General features: G+C 69.2%; 15 protein-coding genes. 8 read left to right on the plus strand and 7 right to left on the minus strand.

Translation table 11 applies throughout. The features are described from left to right. Positions 1 to 81 precede the first annotated feature (81 nt). Positions 82 to 318 carry a DUF3311 domain-containing protein gene (locus WJ542_RS20790; protein WP_411191340.1) on the plus strand — a complete coding sequence of 79 codons (237 nt, stop codon included), beginning with the start codon at positions 82 to 84 and terminating at the stop codon, positions 316 to 318. Then, positions 315 to 1790 (plus strand): sodium:solute symporter family protein, encoded by a 1476-nt coding sequence (locus tag WJ542_RS20795; protein WP_411191341.1) that lies wholly within the window; start codon positions 315 to 317, stop codon positions 1788 to 1790. The genes WJ542_RS20790 and WJ542_RS20795 overlap by 4 nt, the downstream gene beginning before the upstream one ends. 69 nt (positions 1791 to 1859) lie before the next feature. On the opposite strand, the gene cobM is transcribed toward WJ542_RS20795, so the two are convergent. The 3 genes from cobM to cbiE are packed head-to-tail and all read right to left on the minus strand — an operon-like array spanning position 1860 to position 4548. Beyond that, positions 1860 to 2591, minus strand: coding sequence for a precorrin-4 C(11)-methyltransferase (cobM, locus tag WJ542_RS20800; protein WP_411191342.1), 732 nt, complete (start codon positions 2589 to 2591; stop codon positions 1860 to 1862). Beyond that, positions 2588 to 3334: a cobalt-precorrin-6A reductase gene (locus tag WJ542_RS20805; RefSeq protein ID WP_411191343.1), complete on the minus strand. Its 747-nt coding sequence runs from the start codon at positions 3332 to 3334 to the stop codon at positions 2588 to 2590. Before WJ542_RS20805 ends, cobM begins: the two co-directional genes overlap by 4 nt. Further along, the gene (cbiE, locus tag WJ542_RS20810; protein ID WP_411191344.1) at positions 3331 to 4548 is read right to left on the minus strand and encodes a precorrin-6y C5,15-methyltransferase (decarboxylating) subunit CbiE; all 1218 of its coding nucleotides are present in this window, start codon (positions 4546 to 4548) and stop codon (positions 3331 to 3333) included. The genes WJ542_RS20805 and cbiE overlap by 4 nt, the downstream gene beginning before the upstream one ends. A gap of 186 nt (positions 4549 to 4734) precedes the next feature. On the opposite strand from cbiE, the gene cobG reads away from it, so the two are divergent. From cobG to WJ542_RS20840, 6 genes are all read left to right on the plus strand, one after another. Next, positions 4735 to 6108 (plus strand): precorrin-3B synthase, encoded by a 1374-nt coding sequence (gene cobG, locus WJ542_RS20815; protein WP_411192507.1) that lies wholly within the window; start codon positions 4735 to 4737, stop codon positions 6106 to 6108. Beyond that, positions 6101 to 6733, plus strand: coding sequence for a precorrin-8X methylmutase (locus WJ542_RS20820; RefSeq protein ID WP_411191346.1), 633 nt, complete (start codon positions 6101 to 6103; stop codon positions 6731 to 6733). Before cobG ends, WJ542_RS20820 begins: the two co-directional genes overlap by 8 nt. Beyond that, entirely contained in the window at positions 6734 to 7465 is a 732-nt protein-coding gene (locus tag WJ542_RS20825; RefSeq protein WP_411191347.1) for a precorrin-2 C(20)-methyltransferase, read from the plus strand. It begins immediately after the preceding gene. Further along, positions 7453 to 9174: a precorrin-3B C(17)-methyltransferase gene (gene cobJ, locus WJ542_RS20830; RefSeq protein WP_411191348.1), complete on the plus strand. Its 1722-nt coding sequence runs from the start codon at positions 7453 to 7455 to the stop codon at positions 9172 to 9174. The genes WJ542_RS20825 and cobJ overlap by 13 nt, the downstream gene beginning before the upstream one ends. A gap of 343 nt (positions 9175 to 9517) precedes the next feature. Beyond that, on the plus strand, positions 9518 to 10666 hold the full coding sequence (locus WJ542_RS20835) for a porin (RefSeq protein WP_411191349.1): 1149 nt from the start codon (positions 9518 to 9520) through the stop codon (positions 10664 to 10666). 145 nt (positions 10667 to 10811) lie between these two features. Further along, positions 10812 to 11753, plus strand: coding sequence for a flagellar brake protein (locus tag WJ542_RS20840; protein ID WP_411191350.1), 942 nt, complete (start codon positions 10812 to 10814; stop codon positions 11751 to 11753). On the opposite strand, the gene WJ542_RS20845 is transcribed toward WJ542_RS20840, so the two are convergent. From WJ542_RS20845 to cobW, 4 genes are read right to left on the minus strand one after another with little or no spacing between them, the layout of a single operon-like run. After that, positions 11742 to 12428, minus strand: a complete 687-nt coding sequence (locus tag WJ542_RS20845) for a vWA domain-containing protein (protein ID WP_411192508.1) — start codon at positions 12426 to 12428, stop codon at positions 11742 to 11744. The two genes, WJ542_RS20840 and WJ542_RS20845, sit on opposite strands and share 12 nt — an antisense overlap. A 47-nt stretch (positions 12429 to 12475) precedes the next feature. Next, entirely contained in the window at positions 12476 to 13507 is a 1032-nt protein-coding gene (locus WJ542_RS20850) for a magnesium chelatase ATPase subunit I (protein WP_411191351.1), read from the minus strand. Continuing rightward, on the minus strand, positions 13504 to 17304 hold the full coding sequence (gene cobN, locus WJ542_RS20855; protein WP_411191352.1) for a cobaltochelatase subunit CobN: 3801 nt from the start codon (positions 17302 to 17304) through the stop codon (positions 13504 to 13506). Before cobN ends, WJ542_RS20850 begins: the two co-directional genes overlap by 4 nt. Before the next feature lie 33 nt (positions 17305 to 17337). Next, entirely contained in the window at positions 17338 to 18414 is a 1077-nt protein-coding gene (gene cobW / locus WJ542_RS20860) for a cobalamin biosynthesis protein CobW (protein ID WP_411192509.1), read from the minus strand. Positions 18415 to 18448 lie beyond the last annotated feature (34 nt).

Genomic DNA, 18448 nt, shown 5'->3' on the forward strand with positions numbered 1-18448 from the left:
TACGCCGCAGTCCCGCCCGGCATAGAGTGACCGAACCGTCTTTGGCCACGCGATCGTTCTTGCCTGGAAGAGGAGTTGTCCATGTCACTGAAGCTGCTCGCCGCCCTGCCCTTCATCGGCATCCTGCTCGGCGTGCCGTTCGTCAACCGCACCGAACCGCTCGTGCTCGGCATGCCGTTCGTGCTCGCGTGGATCGTCATGTGGGTCGTGCTGACCTCGGCGATCATGGCCGTCGTCTACCGGCTCGATCCCGCCCATCGCCAGGCCGGGATGCAGGCGGACCCCGAGGCCGACAACGCGGGCGAGGCGCGATCATGAGCGCGCTCGTGCTCATCGCGGCAGTCACGCTCGTCGCGCTCGGCCTCGGCATGCGCGCGCGGCGCGGCCACGACATGGATCTCGAACAGTGGTCGGTGGGAGGCCGCAGCTTCGGCACGGCCTTCGTGTTCCTGCTCATGGCCGGCGAGATCTACACCACCTTCACGTTCTTGGGCGGCAGCGGCTTCGCCTACGGCAAGGGCGCGCCCGTCTATTACATCCTCGCCTACGCCACGCTCGCGTACATCCTCTCGTACTGGATGCTGCCGCCCATCTGGCGCTACGCGAAAACGCACCGGCTCGTCTCGCAGCCGCACTTCTTCGCGCGCAAATACCAGAGCCCCGCGCTCGGCGTGCTCGTCGCGCTCGTGGGCGTGACCGCTCTCGTGCCCTATCTCGTCCTGCAACTGAAGGGACTCGGCATCATCGTCGCGACGACCTCGTACGGCGCCATCCCCTCGACGGCCGCCATCTGGACCGGCGCCGTCGTCGTCACCGCCTATGTGATCGTCTCGGGCGTGCGCGGCTGCGCATGGAATTCGGTCGTCAAGGATGGGCTGATCCTCGGCGTGGCGATCTTTCTCGGCCTCTATCTGCCGATCCACTACTACGGCGGCCTCGGCGACATGTTCCACGCCATCGACGCGGCGAAGCCCGGCTTCCTGGCGTTCCCGGCCAAAGGGCAGAGCGTGACGTGGTTCCAGTCCACCGTGCTGCTCACGGCGCTCGGCTTCTTCATGTGGCCGCACAGCTTCGGCTCGGTCTATACCGCGAAGGACGAACGCATCTTCCGGCGCAACGCCATGCTGCTGCCGCTCTATCAGTTGATCCTGCTGTTCGTGTTCTTCTGCGGCTTCGCGGCCGTGCTGAAGGTGCCCGGCCTCAAGGGCGCCGACATCGACCTCTCGCTCTTCCGGCTCTCGCTGCAGACCTTCGATCCGTGGGTGATCGGCATCATCGGCGCGGCGGGCGTGCTCACGGCGCTCGTGCCGGGCTCGATGATTCTCACCACGGCGTCCACGCTGCTCGCCAACGACGTCTATCGCGGCGCGATGGCCAAGCGTGCCGACGACGCCCGCGTCGCCCGCCTCGCGCGCTTCCTCGTGCCGGTGATCGCGCTCGTCGCCGTGGGCTTTACGCTCAAGGGCGGCGATACCATCGTCGCCCTGCTGCTGATGGGCTACAGCTTCGTGACGCAGCTCTTTCCCGCGCTCGTGTGCAGCCTCGCGCCGCGCAACCGCGCCACGAAACAGGGGGCGTTCTGCGGGATTCTGGCCGGCGTGGCGGTGGTCGTCGCGACCACGCTCCTGCACGTGAGCGTGGCGCAGCTCATGCCGTTTGCGCCGGACGCGCTCAAGGACATCAACATCGGCTTTCTCGCACTGGGCATCAACGTGGTCGTGCTGGCGGTCGTGAGCGCGGCGACGCAGCCGCGTGCGCAGGCGGGGCATACGCACGCGAGCGCGCACTGAGGTGCGCTGAGGCGCCGTTGCGGGCGCCTGGTGCGCGCGCGGTGTGCGCCCGGCGACGAGCCTCTACGTTCAGCGTTTCGCCGCGCCGTAGAGCGTCGAATCGGCGAAGCCTTCCGCGGCCAGCACGTCGCCGACCAGAATCAGCGCGGTGCGCTCGATGTCGGTCGCCGACACCTTCTCCACGATATCGCCCAGCGTACCCGTCACGCGCTCCTCGTCGGGCCAGCTCGCCCGGTAGATCACCGCGACCGGGCAGGCCTCGCCGTAGTGCGGGCGCAGTTCGTCCACGATGCGCGCGAGATGGCGCACGCCCAGGTGAATCGCCATCGTCGCGCGATGGCGGGCGAGGTCGCCCAGTTGCTCGCCTTCGGGCATCGCGGTTTTCGTCGCATAACGCGTGAGGATGAGCGTCTGCGAGACGCCCGGCAGCGTAAGCTCGCAACCCAGCGCCGCCGCGCAGGCGGCCGTGGCCGTGACACCCGGCACGATTTCATAAGGAATGCCAAGCTCGCGCAGGCGGCGGATCTGCTCGCCGATCGCGCCGTAGAGCGACGGGTCGCCCGAATGCACGCGCGCGACGTCGTGGCCGTTTCGATGCGCCTCGTGCAGCAGCGCGACGATCTCGTCGAGCGTGAGCGGCGCGGTGTCCACCACCTGGCGGGCGCGATGCCCGTCCAGCACGGCAGGCGGTACGAGCGAGCCGGCATAGAGGATCACGGGGCAACTGCGCACGAGGCGCTGCCCCTTTACCGTGATGAGTTCCGGGTCGCCCGGTCCGGCGCCGATGAAGAAGACAGTCATTGCAGGGTATTCCGAAGCGTTTGCGCGGCGCCCAGCGCCGCGAGCAGATCCTCCGCCGAGTCGAACTCGCGCACGGCGGCAGGGAGTACCGGACGCCGCAGCATCACGACGGGCAAGCCCCGTTCGCGCGCGACGCCGAGCTTCGCTTCCGTAGCCGCGCCGCCGCTGTTCTTGCTGACGACGACATCGATGTGGGCAGAGGCGAACAGTTCGCGCTCGCCCTCGGGCGTGAACGGACCGCGCGCGTCGATCACGCGTGCGCGCGCGTGGCCGGGGTGCGCCTCAAGGCAGCGTATCGTCCAGCACTGATGCAGCGGGACTTCATTCAGATGCGCGAGCGGCTCGCGCCCGAGCGTGAAGAGCGGCCGCTCGAAGGACGCGAGCGCGGCCATCGCGCCGGACCAGCCATCGACGAAACGCCAGTCGTCGCCGGCTTGCGGCTGCCACGGCGCGCGGCGCAGCGCCCAATGAGGCACGCCCGCTTCGGCACACGCGTTCGCCGCGTTAGCGCTGATCTGCGCCGCGTACGGGTGCGTCGCATCGACCACGAGATCGATGCGCGCCTCGCTCAGATAACGGGCGAGTCCCTCGGCACCGCCAAAACCGCCGACACGCACCTCGCACGCGAGGTCTTTCGGCACGCGACCGAGGCCCGCGAGACTGTAGACGTGCCGCGGCGCGAGTCGACGTGCAATCTGCAGCGCGTCGCCGGTGCCGCCCAGCAGCAGCAAACGCGATATCACGGCTTCATTGCCTCGTAGAGCGTGACGGGCAACGCCTGACGCCACGTGTCGAAGCGCCCGAGCGGCTGCACCTCGCCAATGCCGATGCGCGTGAGCGTGCCACCATGCTGCTCGCGCCACGCCACGAGCGCCGCCTCGCTCTGCACGGTCACGGCGTTCGCCACGAGCCGGCCGCCGGGCGCGAGCCGGTTCCAGCAGGTTTCGAGCACGCCCGGCGCCGTCACGCCGCCGCCGACGAACACGGCGTCGGGCGCGGCGAGACCCACCAGGGCGTCGGGCGCGCGGCCCGCCACGAGCCGCAGCGCAGGCACGCCCAGCGCCTCGCGGTTGTGCTCGATGAAACGCTGGCGCGCTTCGTTCGCTTCGATCGCAATCGCACGGCAAGCCGGGTGCGCGCGCATCCATTCGATGCCGATCGATCCGCTGCCCGCGCCCACGTCCCAGAGCAGCGCGCCCGGTGTGGGCGCGAGCCGCGCGAGCGCGAGCGCGCGCACGTCGCGCTTCGTGAGCTGGCCGTCGTGAAGGTAGGCGTCGTCGGGCAGCCCCGGCGTGAGCGTCCAGGCTTGTGCACCGGCAGCGGCCACGCACTCGAATGCGACCAGGTTGAGCGCGGCAACTTCATCGGCGTGCCAGGCATCGGCACGGCCGTCGAGGCGCCGTTCGCGCTCGCCGCCCAGATGTTCGAACACGGTGAGACGCGTGGCGCCGAAGCCCGCCGATGCGAGCCACGCTGCGAGCGCGGTGGGCGTGCGACCGTCGGCGCTCAGGACCAGCACGCGCGAACCCGCATAAAGATGGCGCCGCAGCGCATCGATCGGCCTGCCGACGAGCGAGAGAGCCGCAACATCCTGCAGCGCCCAGCCAAGCCGCGCCGCGGCGAGCGACAACGACGACGGTGCGGGCAGCACCGCCATCTCGCCGGGCACGAGATGGCGCGCCAGCGTGGCGCCGACACCGAACAGCATGGGGTCGCCGCTCGCGAGCACGCACACGCGCAGGCCCGCTTCGCGCTGCGCGAGCAGCGGCTCGACGCTGAACGGCTGCGGCCACGGTTCGCGGCGCGCCCGCACGCGCGCGGGCAGCATCGACAGATGGCGCGCGCCGCCCGTCACCACCTGCGCGTCGAAGAGCGCATGCCGCGCCGCGCGTCCCAGTCCCGCATATCCGTCGTCGCCGATGCCGACCACCGTCAGCCACGCACGCGTGCCCTGCATGCCATCTCCGTTCGAGTCCCGGGGAGGCCGCCCCGAGTCTCGGGCCCCCCATGAAAACGGGCATAATACCGTGTCCGCCGGTGCCCGATGGGCTGAAAACGGAACACAGCGCAACTGTGCCCGCGCCCGAGCGCTCAACCTGGTATCTCTTTGAAGCACGATCAGCACCCTGGGCACGACAAGCCCATCGCCGCCACTCCCGACACCGACCGCCGTTCTGCGTGCCCGGGCCTGCTGCGCGTGGTCGCGGCGCGCGACGGCGGCCTGTGCCGCGTTCGCCTGCCTGGCGGCGTGCTCGCCTCCGCAGAAGCGCATGCCATCGCCGAAGCGGCGCGCGCGCATGCGAGCGGCGTGATCGAGTTGACGAATCGCGCGAACGTGCAGTTGCGCGGTGTGCGCCCCGGCCACGAGCACGCCCTGAGCGAAATGCTCATGCACGCGGGCCTCGGGCCCGATCTACCCGCGCCCACGTCTGGCGACGACGAAAACGCCTGCGCCCACGCTTCGCTCGCCGACGATCGGCGCAATCTGATGCTGAGCCCGCTGGCGGGCTGCGACCCCGACGCGCTGTTCGACACGACGACGCTGACCGAGCCGATCCTCGACCTGTTGCAGCACGAACCGCGTTTTGCGGCGCTCACGCCCAAGTTCGCACTGCTGGTGGATGGTGGCGAACGCCTCGCGGCGCTCGATCATCCGCACGACATCTGGCTCGCCGCGGCAAAGCACGGCGAACGCCCGGTGTTCATGTTCGGCCTCGCGGGCTGCCCCGGCGACGAAGCGCTGGGCGCCGTCGAGCCGCGGCACGTTCCCGCCCTGCTCCGCGCGCTGCTGCATGCTTTCCTCGATCTCGCCGAAGCCGGCCAGCGGCGCATGCGCGACGTGCGCGCAAGCCGGGGCTCGGAAGCCGTGCTGTTGCAGGCGCAACGGTATCTGGACTTCGCGCCGATGCGCGACGAAACCGTGCGCCAATGGCAACGCGCGCCGGTTGACACGGCGGCTCGGCTCGGTGCCCATGCGTTGCGTGCCGATAGCGGCTATATCGGCGCCCAGCCGCCGCTCGGCCGTCTCGACGCCGCCACGCTCGACGCACTCGCATCGCTCGCGCAATCGCACGCCACCGCCGCCCTGCGCATCACGCCGTGGCAAGGCGTGCTGCTGCCCGGCGTCGCGACGCACCAGCTTGCGCCCACGCTAACGCAGTTGGGCGCGCTCGGCCTGATGACCGAAAGTGCCGCGCCGCTTGCTCGGCTGATCGCCTGCACGGGCTCCGAGGGCTGCGCGAAAAGCCGCGCCGACACCAAGGCCGACGCGCTGCGCCTCGCCGCCCGCCTGGGCCGGAACACGCCTGCCGAGGTACACCTGAGCGGCTGCGAGCGCTCATGCGCAGCGGTGCATCGCGCACCGTGGACGCTGCTCGCTGTCGCGCCCGACTGTTACGACCTCTACGCACGCGACGAAGCCGCAGCCGGATTCGGCCGCCTCGTCGCGCCTCACCTGACGATCGATGCCGCTGCGGATGTGCTCTTGCAGCGGCCCCGGAGCACCCCCGATGCCTGACTATATTCGCGACGGCGCGGCGATCTACCGCGAGTCGTTCGCGACGATCCGCGCCGAAGCCGACCTCGCGCACGTTCCGCCCGACCTCGAAAAACTCGCCGTGCGCGTGATCCACGCGTGCGGCATGGTCGACGTCGCCGCCGATCTCGCGTTTTCCGCGGGCGCGGGCCACGCGGGCCGCGCGGCGCTCGCGGCCGGCGCGCCCATCCTCTGCGACGCGAAGATGGTGGCCTACGGCATCACGCGCGCGCGCCTGCCCGCCGCCAACGAAGTGATCTGCACGCTCGACGATCCGCGCGTGCCCGGTCTCGCGCGCGAGATCGGCAATACGCGCTCGGCCGCCGCCCTCGAGTTGTGGCGGCCGCATCTGGCCGGCAGCGTCGTCGCCATCGGCAACGCGCCCACTGCGCTCTTCCATCTGCTCGACCTGCTCGCCGCCGGCGCGCCGCGCCCGGCGCTCATCGTCGGCATGCCGGTGGGCTTCGTCGGCGCCGCGGAATCGAAGGCGCTGCTCGCCGAAGCCGAAGGCGCGCACGGCGTGCCGTTCGTCGCGGTGCACGGCCGCCGCGGCGGCAGCGCCATGGCCGCCGCCGCCGTCAACGCACTCGCTTCGGAGACCGAATAAATGGCGCGGCAAGGACGTCTCTACGGCATCGGCGTGGGCCCCGGCGACCCCGAACTGCTCACGCTCAAGGCTGTGCGATTGCTGAAAGCGGCGCCCGTGGTCGCGTACTTCGTCGCGAAAGGCAAGAAGGGCAACGCGTTCGGTATCGTCGAAGCCCACCTCGAACCGGACCAGACGCATCTGCCGCTCGTCTATCCCGTGACGACGGAGGCGCTGGAGCCGCCGCTCTCGTACGAAGCGATCATCGCGGACTTCTACGACACGGCGTCGACCCTCCTCGCGGAGCATCTCGACGCGGGCCGCGACGTGGCCGTGATCTGCGAAGGCGACCCGTTCTTTTACGGCTCGTACATGTATCTGCACGACCGGCTCGCCGCGCGCTACGAAGCCGAAGTCGTACCCGGCGTGTGCTCGATGCTGGGCGGCGCGGCGGTGCTGGGCGCGCCGCTCGTCTACCGCAACCAGAGCCTTTCCGTGCTCTCGGGGGTGCTGCCCGAGGGCGAACTGCGCCGCCGCCTCGCCGAAGCGGACGCCGCCGTGATCATGAAGCTCGGCCGCAATTTCGACAAGGTGCGCCGCGTGCTGGGCGAACTCGGCCTCGCCGAACGCGCGCTATACGTCGAACGCGCGACCATGGCCAATCAGCGCATCGTGCCGCTCGACGAAGTCGATCCCATGGCGTCGCCCTACTTTTCGCTGCTGGTGGTGCCGGGGGAAAAATGGCAACGCTGAAAGCGACGTCGAAAACAGCGCCCGCCATCGTGATTCTCGGGCCGGGCGCACTCTCCACGGCGCGGCGCGTACAGCGCTGCTACGAAGGCGCCCGCGTGCATGCATTGCAGGGGCGCGTGGAAGGCGACGTGGCATTCAACGAGCTCGGCACGCATCTGCGCGCGCTCTATGCCGAAGGCACGCCCATCGTCGCGCTGTGCGCCGCGGGCATCGTGATCCGCTGCGTGGCGCCGTTGCTCGCCAACAAGGGCGCCGAGCCTCCCGTGCTCGCGCTCGCCGAGGACGGGAGCGCCGTGGTGCCGCTGCTGGGCGGCCTCGCCGGCGTGAACGTCATGGCGCGCACGATAGGCGAAGCGCTCGGCATCGCGCCGGCCATCACCACGAGCGGCGAATTGCGCTTCGGCACCTGCCTGCTCGACCCGCCCGCGGGCTATGCGCTTTCGAGTCTCGATCAGGGCAAGCGCTTCGTTTCCGACCTGCTTGCGGGAGAATCCACGCGCATCGAAGGTGCCGCGCCCTGGCTCGATTACGTGGACCTGCCGCGCGACGGCGCCGCGCGTCACGCGATCCGCGTGAGCCCGCGGGCCTGGGACGGCACGCGCGAGGCACTCGTGATTCATCCGCGCAGCATCGTCGCCGCCGTGAGCGAGACGCGCGCGACTCTCGCCGATGCGGTGCGCGATGCGCTCGCTTCGCAAGCCTATGCGCCGCTCGCGCTCGCCGCGTTGCTCGCGCCGGCCGCGCGCATGAGCGACCCCGCGTGGGCCGAGGCCGCGGCCGGCCTCGGCGTGCCGCTGCGCTTTGCGGATGCGCCGGCCGCGACGTCCGGTGCGCTGCTCGAAGCGTGCGGTCTGCAGGCCCGCTTCGACGCCGGTGGCGTCGCCTTCGCCGTTGCCGATGCGCCGGTCGATCCGCACACGCTGGGCGTGGCGCGCGGCAAGCTCACGGTGCTCGGTCTCGGCCCCGGCCGCGCCGACCTGCTCGCCCCCGCCGCCCGGGCCGCGCTCGACGACGCCACCGACATCGTCGGCTACGCGACTTACGTCGAAATGGCTGGCCCGCTGCGCGCGGGCCAGCACCGCCACGCCACCGACAACCGCGAAGAGTTGCAGCGCGCGCGGCATGCGTTCGAACTGGCGAGCGCCGGACGGCGCGTGGCCGTGGTCTCGTCGGGCGACCCCGGCGTGTTCGCAATGGCCGCCGCCGTGCTCGAAGCCCTCGAAGCCTCGGACAACGCGCGCTGGCACGCGGTCGAACTCGAAATCGTCCCCGGCATCTCGGCGGCGCTCGCCACGGCCGCGCTCGCAGGCGCGCCGCTCGGCCACGACTTCTGCCTGTTGTCGCTCTCCGACAACCTCAAGCCGTGGGCCGTCATCGAAAAACGCCTTACGCACGCGGCGCAGGCCGACCTCGTGATGGCGTTCTACAACCCCATCTCGCGCGCGAGGCCGTGGCAACTCGACCGCGCGCTGGAAATCGTGCGCCGGCATCGCACCGCGCAAACCCGCGTGGTGCTGGGCCGCGACGTGGAGCGGCCTGCGCAGACGCTGCGCAATACGACGCTCGGCGCGCTGCGCGCGGAAGACGTGGATATGCGCACGATGGTGATCGTCGGGTCGTCGGCGACGCGGGGCTTCGGGCGTGACGGCGGTGGCGAGTGGGTTTATACGCCGCGCTGGTATCGCGAGGATGCAGCGCCCGAAAACTGAAATGTGGCGGGCGCAACGCCCGTCACCCAATCCGCCACCGATTTCCACATAACGCACCATTCGCGTGCAAACTCCCCGAGCCGGTCGCCAATTCAATACTGCACCGGCCAATCCCCTGTTTTCCAATCGTAATGCAGGAATCCGCCCGCACACGCCACGCCTGGTGCTCGCATTGGCCTGCCTCGTCCACGCCACAATTTCCCAAAATTGACACATATTGCCAATAATATGCAACCCGCCCCGCAGGCTCGGGCGACGTGGCCCTTGCGTCGCTCGTTGCAGCAAATAAAACCGATCCGGCGACGAAGGGGTGTCGCCAAACCTGACATGGGATGAAAGGACAATGAGTACCCAGTGGAAAGTGCTGATTCCAGCCCTGCTGATCAGCACCGGCGCTCACGCACAGAGCAGCGTCACGCTGTACGGCATGATCGATGAAGGCATCAACTTCACCAACAACGCCGGCAACGGACAGGCCTGGACAATGAAGAGCGGCGACGTGGCAGGCAGCCGCTTTGGCCTCAAGGGCACCGAAGATCTGGGCAGCGGTTATAGCGCGATCTTCCGCCTCGAAAACGGCTTCAACGCGAGCAACGGCGAAGCGGGCCAGGGCCAGCGCATGTTCGGCCGCCAGGCCTATGTGGGACTTGCCTCGCAGAACTACGGCACGCTGACGCTCGGCCGCCAGTACGATCCGACCGTCGACCTGTTCAGCCCGATCACCGCCGGCGGCAACTGGGCCGGCGACGTGGGCGCCACGCCGTTCGACAACGACAATACGGACTGGGATTACCGCGTCAACAACTCGGTGAAGTACGTTTCGCCGACCATCGCCGGCCTCACGGGCGAAGCGATGTACGGCTTCAGCAATACCGCGGGCGGCTTCGCGGACAACCGTCTCATCAGCGTCGCGGGCCAGTACCAGTACGCCGGCCTGACCGCCGTGGCCGCCTATATGCGCATCGACAACCCGGGCCAGGGTACGTCCGGCGCCGTGACCAACGACTCGGTGTTCACCGGCTCGACGCAGGAGAACATCGACGCGGGCATTGCGTACGACTTCAAGACGTTCAACATCGCCTTCGCGTATTCGCACACCAACATCGACCAGCCGACCGCCAACAGCTATCTCTCCGGCTCGCTGACGCCGGCCAACGGCGGCGCGTGGACGCGCTGGCAATTCGACAACTTCCAGATCAACGGCCAGTACTTCCTCCGTCCGAATCTCTGGCTCGGCGCGTCGTACATCTACACGATGGGCAAGCTCGACACGACGGCCGGCAACTACAGCCCGAAGTGGCATACGGCTGAAATCACGTTCGACTACGACCTCAGCAAGCGCACGTCGGTCTACATCCAGGGCGCTTATCAGCACGTGGCGGGCGGCAACACGGGCACGCAGTTCGACGACGCGCAGATCGTCGCCGCGCCGGGCGCCTCTTCGACCGAAAACCAGGTCGTGGCCCGCGTGGCGATGCTCCACAAGTTCTGACGCGCCCACGCCTCGCGCAGAGGATGCGGACTTACGGCTCCCGCCGTAAGTCCTTCTAACTTGTTGCGCCATCCGCGATTCGCTTGAACTTTTCCCGCAGCGCGCCGTAAACACGTAGACCGTGTCATTTCCCCGGAGCGCGCCGATGACCCCTGCAGAAGAATCCATTACGCATGTGGTTCTGCTCACGCCCGAGTCGTTGCCGCTTGGCCAGCCGCTCGCCTGGCCCGTGGTCGATCGCGATGGAACGCTGCTTCTCGCGCGCGGCGCCGTTCTCGTCAACGAAACGGAGCGGCGCTTCCTGTTCGAGCACTTCGCGCCGCAGCGTGGGGATCTCGATGCGCCCGAAGCCCTCAAAGCCCCGCAGGAAGAAACCGGTCCGCGCAACGTCGATGCGCCACCGGCTCTGCGCGAAATGCACCTCACGCTCGGCGCCCTCATGGGCCTGCGCTCGCAGATGAGCGGCAGCAGCGGGCCGATGCAGCCGTGCCGGCTGATTGGTTTCGCACCCAACGACATGATGTTCGTGACGCCGCCGCACGTGAGCGGGCGCATGCTCGAATTGATGCCGGGCGAGAACGTCGAGCTCGTCGCCATCGCCAGCCAGGCGGTCTACCGCTTCGTCTGCTCCGTCGAGGCGATCTGCCAGGCGCCGCTCGAATACCTCATCCTCTCGAAGCCCGGCGCCGTGCGCCGCCTGCGCGAACGCAAGTCGATCCGCGTGCGCGCGCATATTCCCGTGCGCTACGGGCTCGGCGAAAGCGGCGCCGGCTACGACGGCATTGCACTCGCGCGCAGCATCAGTTCGCTGGGGCTGTCCATCTCCGCGCCGTGGGCGCTCGGCAAGGTCGGCGAGCGGCTGCGCATTGCCTTCACCGTGCAGTCGGGCGAGGTAATCACGCCGATCGAAACGGGCGCCGTGATTCGCAACGTGCAGCAGGAAGGCGGCCCCGATGCGGGTCCCGACGCACCTGCCACGCTCGGCCTCGAACTCGACCAGCTCGGCGCCACCGAGCAGATGGCGATGAAGGTCTATGTCTTCGACCGCCAGGACGACGTGCTTTACTGGAGCGGCTCAGTCCGCTGATGCCGGCGTTGCGTCCGCTTTTGCTTCTGCTGTTGCTTCAGCAAGCAGCGTGCGCGCGTCGATGCACTGCGCATCCCACGCCTCGGCCAGCACGGCGCAACGGCCGAGCCGCACGGCCGCCGCTTCGAAATCGACTACGGTGACGCGATCTGCATGGCGCGGACGCGCGAGCCATTGCGTGCTGCGTCCGTCGCTCATGAGCCACAGATGGCGGGAGCGGCCCGGATCGCGACGCGCGGCCGACTCCAGCACGCGTGCCGCCGCCGCGATACCCGCCGCGAGCGGCGTTCCGCCTCCACCGCCAATGGGCGCGAGCCAGCGTTCGTTCCACCAGCGCGGCACGGCCGGGCCGAAGCGCAGTTCCGCCCCCGCGCCGCCGAACGAAATCAGCGCGACCTGGAAGCGTGCGTGACGCGCGCGATCGAACAAGGCGACGAGCACGCCCTTGGCGAGCGCGAGCTGTCCGCGCGCCAGCATCGATGCGGAGCAATCCAGCACGAAGCAGTGCAGCGCCCCCGTCCCGGCTCGCCTGCGCGCGTAGCGCAGATGATCGATATGCAGCCGCGCCTGGCATTTGGCGGCGAGTGTTGGCGCCCACGCAATGCGCGCGCCCGGCCCGCCGTCGCGCGTTGCGCGGGCGAGGCCCGAGCCTGGGCCCGGATCTGGGTCTTTCAGCCGCCGGGCGCCGCCCTGTGCGGAGGCGGCAGCCCTTGCCCGACGGGTCAGCGTTTTTTTGCGGGCAGCGGAATCACACCCTTCACAGGCGTGACGGCCACCGGCTCGGGCGGCAGCGCACCCCAATCCGCATCTGCCTGGGACTGCCGATCGTCCGTGCTTGCGGGCGAGCGGTCGGCGCTGGCGCCCGCTGGGGCGGGATCCTGAAACGCCCGGCGCCGGTGCGCGAGCACGGCCGCCGCCACCTGATCGACGTGCGCCGTGCTCACGTCGTGCGCGCCCTCGAACGCCGCGAGCGCGCGCGCCGCGCGCAGCATCACGATGTCCGCGCGCATGCCGTCGACCCTCGCTTCGACACACAACGCCGCTGCGCGCTCGTGCACCGCGTCGCTCAACATAAGCGTGGCCACGCGCTCGCGCGCCGCGCGCAAGCGCCCGGCCAACGCCGTTTGTGCCGCCTCGCAGGACGTGCAGAACGCATGCGGATCCGCGTCGAAGGCGAGCCGTGCCTTGACGATGCGCTGCCGCTCCGCGGCATCGAAGCTGTTCTCCAGTTCCACCATCAACCCGAAGCGATCGAGCAGTTGCGGCCGCAACTCGCCCTCCTCCGGGTTCATCGTGCCCACGAGCACGAAGCGCGCGTCGTGCGTATGCGAAATGCCGTCGCGCTCCACCGTGTTGGTGCCGCTCGCCGCCGCGTCGAGCAGCACGTCCACGAGCGCATCCGGCAGCAGGTTGACCTCGTCGACGTAGAGCACGCCGCCATGCGCCTTCGCGAGCAGCCCCGGCGAAAAGTGCACGGCGCTCTCGCGCAGCGCTGCTTCGAGATCGAGCGAGCCGATCAGCTTTTCCTCGCTCGCGCCGAGCGGCAGCGTGACGAATGCGCCGTCGGGCAGCAGCGCGGCCAGCGCACGCGCCGCCGTGGATTTCGCCGTGCCGCGCGGGCCGCTCACGAGCACGCCGCCAATGGCCGGATCGACGGCCGCGAGCAGCAGCGCCTGCTGCAAGGGCGCCTGGCCGACCAGTGCGGTGAACGGAAAGGCGGGTCGAAAATCGGGGGGAAGCGCCGCTGCGCTCATGGTGCTAATCCTTCCAGTTGCTGCCCGGCTTCGAGCAGACGTTGTTCGAGTTGCGCGCGATGAGCACCGGGTTGCTGCCACAGCCCGCGCTGGATCGCTTCGAGCAGGCGCTCGCAGATAGCGTGCAGTGCGTGCGGATTGTGCCGCGCGAGGAACGCACGCGTGGTGTCGTCGTGGACATAGGCGTCGGCCACGAGCGCGTACTGGTGGTCGCCCACCACGCGCGCCGTCGCATCGTAGCCGAACAGATAGTCGACGGTCGCCGCCATTTCCGCCGCGCCCTTGTAGCCGTGGCGCTTCACGCCGTCGATCCATTTCGGATTGACCACGCGCGAGCGGATCACGCGCGCGATCTCCTCGGCGAGCGGGCGGATGCGCGGTGCGGCAGGGTTACTGTGGTCGGCGTGATAGAGGCTCGGCTGCTCGCGCGAGAAGTGCCGTGCCGCCGCCGCCATGCCGCCCTGGAACTGGTAGTAGTCGTTCGAGTCGAGCACGTCGTGCTCGCGGTTGTCCTGGTTCTGCAGCACGACGTCGATGGCCGCGAGACGCGCGCCGAACGCCTCGCGCGCCTCGTCGCCCGCGCTGTTCTGGGCATACGCATAGCCGCCCCACGCCTGGTAGGCCTGCGCAAGATCGGCATCGGTCTGCCACTGGCGCTGGTCGATCAGGTCCTGCAGGCCCGCGCCGTAATGGCCCGGCCGCGCGCTGAACACGCGCCAGCCGGCGCGGCGGCGCGCTTCGGCTGGCTCGATGCCGCCCTTGACGAGCGCATCGCGCTCGCGCAGCACGCGCTCACGCAGGAGGTTCAAGTGCGGCGGCTCGTCGAGGTCGGCCACGGCCTGCACCGCCGCGTCGAACAGATGCATGACGTTCGGAAACGCGTCCCGGAAGAATCCGGAAACGCGCAGCGTCACATCGATGCGCGGCCGGTCGAGCGCCTCGGCGGGCATGATCTCGAAGTCGATCACGCGATGACTGCCCGCCGCCCACTTCGGCCGCACGCCGATCAGCGCGAGCGCCTGCGCGATGTCGTCGCCGCCCGTACGCATGGTGGCCGTGCCCCAGACCGAGAGTCCCACGGCGCGCGGGTAGTCCCCATGCTCCTGCAGATGGCGCTCGATCAGTTGTTGCGCCGACTTCATGCCGAGCGACCAGGCGGCCTGCGTCGGCACCGCGCGCGTATCGACCGAATAGAAGTTGCGGCCTGTCGGCAGCACGTCGGGGCGGCCGCGCGAGGGCGATCCGCTCGGGCCTGGCGGCACGAAACGGCCCTCCAGCGCGCGGCGGAACTGGCGCAGTTCCTCCGTGCCGCAGGCGTCGAGGCGCGGCAGCACGTCGTCGGCAAGGCGCGCGAGCACTTTCGCAGCTTGTGGCAACGATGCTTCGCATTCCACCGTGCCGGCGTCGCATACGCGCGCGACCAGCGATCCCGCCAGCGCCTCCAGCCGCTCGCGCGTATCGCCCGTGTGGCGCCAGGGCGTCTCGCTCACCGCTTCGAGCAGCGCCGGGCGCGGCCCGGTCCACGGCGCGGCCCAGTCCACGGCGGCCGGGTCGAGCAGATGATCGATCCGCAGATCGCGTGCGAGCGCGTCGATCAGTCCGGCGTTCGCGCCCTGCCCGTCGCCGCACGCATAGCGGCCCAGCGCCAGCAGTGTGTCGCGCCGCTGCGTCCCCTGCGGCGACGCGCCGAAGATATGCAGCCCGTCGCGAATCTGCGCTTCCTTCAGTTCGCAGAGCCAGGCGTCGGCACGCGTGAGCAACGCGTCTTCCGTCGCTTCGTCCTGCGGCGCCGGCATGCTGAGTTCCTCGTGCAGCCGGTGCTCGACGATCGTCTCCAGGATGGTCCGGCGCAACAGTTTCGCGCGGCGCGGATCGACCATCAATGCTTCGTAATACTCATCGACCTGCCGTTCGAGATCCTGCAGCGGGCCGTAGTTTTCGGCGCGCGTGAGCGGCGGCATCAAATGATCGATGATCACCGCCTGCGCGCGCCGCTTGGCCTGGCTGCCCTCGCCGGGGTCGTTGACGATGAACGGATAGACGTGCGGCAGCGGGCCGAGCGCCATGTCGGGCCAGCAGGTATCGGCCAGCGCGACGCTCTTGCCCGGCAGCCATTCGAGGTTGCCGTGCTTGCCCACGTGCGCGATCGCGTCGATGCCGAAGGTCTCGCGCAGCCAGAAGTAAAATGCTAGGTACGCGTGCGGCGGCACGAGTTCGGCGTCGTGATAGTTCGCGTAGGTGTCGTCGCCGCGCGAGCGTGACGGCTGGATGCCGACGAAGACCTGGCCGCAGCGCCAGCCCGCAATCATGAAGCGGCCGCGGCGCACGGTGGGATCCTGCTCGGGCGGCCCCCAGCGCGCGATGAGCGCGTTCTGCGCGGCGGCGGGCAAGCGCGCGAACGCGCGCCGGTAGTCGTCGAGGGCGAGGCTTTGCCACGCGGGCCGCAGCGCGCGCGTGTCCGGATCGTTGGTCACGCCCTGCGTGAGCCGCGCCATGAGCGCGTCGCCATCCTCGGGTAGATCGGGCAGGTCGGCCACGGCGTAGCCTTCGTCGCGCAGCATCCGCAGGAGGCCAACCACCGAGGCCGGGGTGTCGAGTCCCACGCCGTTGCCAATGCGCCCTTCGCTCGCCGGATAGTTCGCGAGCACGAGCGCGAGCTTTTTCTCCGCATTCGGCAGCCGGCGCAAACGGCACCAGCGGCGGCTCAACTCCGCCACGAACGCCACGCGCTCGGCATCGGGCTGATAGCGCACGACGTCGACCTGGGTTTCCTTGCAGTGGTACGCCAACCCCTTGAAGCTGATCGCCCGCGTGATGAGACGGCCGTCCACTTCGGGCAGCGCGATATGCATGGCAATGTCGCGCGAATTAAGGCCGTGATTGTCCTTGAGCCAGTATTCGCGGTTGCCGCCGGAGAGGATCACCTGCAGCACCGGCGCGTCGCCCGCGAGCGCGAGCGGCGCGGGATCGTCGAGCGACGAGGCCGCGAAAGCCGTGGTGTTCAGCACGAGCGCGATGTCGTGCGCGGCGCAGAGCCCGTCGATCACGTCGCGGCTCAACGTGTCCTTGAGCGAAGTGACGGCAAGCGGCAGCGGATTCATGCCGCGCTCCGTCAAGGCATCGATCAGGGCATCGAACGCCGCCGTGTTGGCGGCCTGCAGATGCGCCTTGTAGAAGAGCAGCATGACCACCGGCGCATCGGGCTGCCAGCGCGCGCGCCAGTCTTCGATCGTGGCAACGTCGCGCGATGGATGATAGAGCGCGGCCGCGGGCAGCGCGAGCGGCGGTGCCGGTTCGCTGCCCCAGCCGAAGGCGCGCCACGCGAGCGCGCGCAGGAAACCCTCGGCGTTCGCCGCGCCGCCTTCGCGCAGGTACCGCCACAGCAGCCGGCAGAATTCGGGCTCGGCACGGCTCTTCGCGATCAGGCCGGGATCTTCCTGAAGGTCGCCGGAGAACATCGCGAGCAACTGATCGCGGCGTTTGGCGAGCGCGACCACCTGCTCGATGCCGTAGGGCCAGTAGGCCTCGCCGCCCAGATGATCGACCACGACAACGCGCGCATGCTGCAACACGTCGTCGACATAGAAGTCCACCGAGGCCGGCTGGCGCAGATACGTGACGTTCGCAAGCCGCACGCTCGGGAACCCGGCGGGCAGGCGCGGCACGATACTCGCGAGCAGCGCGAGCGTCGTGTCGGCGGAACTGAGGATGACGATGTCGGCGGGCTGCTGGTCGATACGGACCACGCCGGCCGTATCGTCGACGAAGCCGCCCGGCGTCGTTCGCAACAAATGCATGAGAGAAGTGTCGCTGGCGTTGGCGTGGGTCGATCAGGCCAGCGCGCCCGGTGCGAGCGCGGCTTCGAATGCGCGTTGCAGCGTGGCGGCGTCCAGATTTTCGCCGATCAGCACGAAGCGGCTCGCGAGCGACTGCGACGCGGCTTCCTGCGCGTTCCAGCGGCGGTCGAAGTAGCTGTCGAAACGGCGCCCCACGCCCTGCACCACGAGCCGCATTGGAGCGCCGGGCAGCGCGGCGAAGCCCTTCACGCGATAGATCGTGTGCGCGTCCACAAGGCGCTGCAGCGCCTCGATCGCGCCCTCGCGCGAGGCAACCGTGGCCGTGACGACGACCGAATCGAATTCGTCGTGGTGATGATCGGCATCGTCGGCGGAACCATGATGGTCGTGGCGCAGATGGATGCTTTCCTCCGAGGCCGCTTCGAGCCCGAGCAGCGTATGCAGATCGAGCTGGCCATGTTGCGCGCGTACGATCTTCACCTGCGGAGGCAGTTCCTCGCGCAGTTCCTCGATGAGCGCATCCTGCGCCGCCGCGTCGAGCAGATCGGTCTTGTTGAGGATGACGAGATCCGCGGCCGAAAGCTGATCTTCGAACAGCTCGTGCAGCGGCGATTCGTGGTCGAGATTCGGGTCGGCCTTGCGCTGCGCGTCCACGGCTTCGGGGTTCTCGGCGAACTGGCCGCTCGCGGCGGCGGGGCCGTCCACTACCGTCACTACCGCATCGACCGTGAAGGCGTTGCGAATCGATGGCCAGTTAAACGCCTGCACGAGCGGCTTGGGCAGCGCGAGCCCCGACGTTTCGATCAGCACGTGATCGATCTCGCCGCGGCGCTCGAGCAGTTGCTCCATCACCGGGAAAAACTCTTCCTGCACGGTGCAGCAAAGGCACCCGTTGGCCAGTTCGTAGAGCTGGCCTTCCCGTTCGTTGCCGTTCTCGTCGCAGCCTATGCCGCAACCGCGCAGGATTTCGCCGTCGATGCCGAGTTCGCCGAACTCGTTGACGATCACCGCCACGCGCAAGCCGCCCGCGTGCTGAAGAATGTGACGCAGCAGCGTGGTTTTGCCGCTGCCGAGAAAGCCCGTGACGATGGTGACCGGGATCTTGCGCATGTTCATGAGGTATTCCTTCGGCGCGAATGGCCGC

The sequence above is a fragment of the Paraburkholderia yinzeri genome, from assembly GCF_046581065.1.
Taxonomy (GTDB): Bacteria; Pseudomonadota; Gammaproteobacteria; order Burkholderiales; family Burkholderiaceae; genus Paraburkholderia.

Excerpts from the sequence above, each read along its gene's own strand:
- WJ542_RS20790 (WP_411191340.1), top strand. The coding sequence starts at position 82 with ATGTCACTGAAGCTGCTCGCCGCCCTGCCCTTCATCGGCATCCTGCTC.
- WJ542_RS20795 (WP_411191341.1), top strand. The coding sequence starts at position 315 with ATGAGCGCGCTCGTGCTCATCGCGGCAGTCACGCTCGTCGCGCTCGGC.
- cobM (WP_411191342.1), bottom strand. The coding sequence starts at position 2,591 with ATGACTGTCTTCTTCATCGGCGCCGGACCGGGCGACCCGGAACTCATC.
- cbiE (WP_411191344.1), bottom strand. The coding sequence starts at position 4,548 with ATGCAGGGCACGCGTGCGTGGCTGACGGTGGTCGGCATCGGCGACGAC.
- WJ542_RS20820 (WP_411191346.1), top strand. The coding sequence starts at position 6,101 with ATGCCTGACTATATTCGCGACGGCGCGGCGATCTACCGCGAGTCGTTC.
- WJ542_RS20825 (WP_411191347.1), top strand. The coding sequence starts at position 6,734 with ATGGCGCGGCAAGGACGTCTCTACGGCATCGGCGTGGGCCCCGGCGAC.
- cobJ (WP_411191348.1), top strand. The coding sequence starts at position 7,453 with ATGGCAACGCTGAAAGCGACGTCGAAAACAGCGCCCGCCATCGTGATT.
- WJ542_RS20835 (WP_411191349.1), top strand. The coding sequence starts at position 9,518 with ATGAGTACCCAGTGGAAAGTGCTGATTCCAGCCCTGCTGATCAGCACC.
- WJ542_RS20840 (WP_411191350.1), top strand. The coding sequence starts at position 10,812 with ATGACCCCTGCAGAAGAATCCATTACGCATGTGGTTCTGCTCACGCCC.
- WJ542_RS20850 (WP_411191351.1), bottom strand. The coding sequence starts at position 13,507 with ATGAGCGCAGCGGCGCTTCCCCCCGATTTTCGACCCGCCTTTCCGTTC.
- cobN (WP_411191352.1), bottom strand. The coding sequence starts at position 17,304 with ATGCATTTGTTGCGAACGACGCCGGGCGGCTTCGTCGACGATACGGCC.
- cobW (WP_411192509.1), bottom strand. The coding sequence starts at position 18,414 with ATGCGCAAGATCCCGGTCACCATCGTCACGGGCTTTCTCGGCAGCGGC.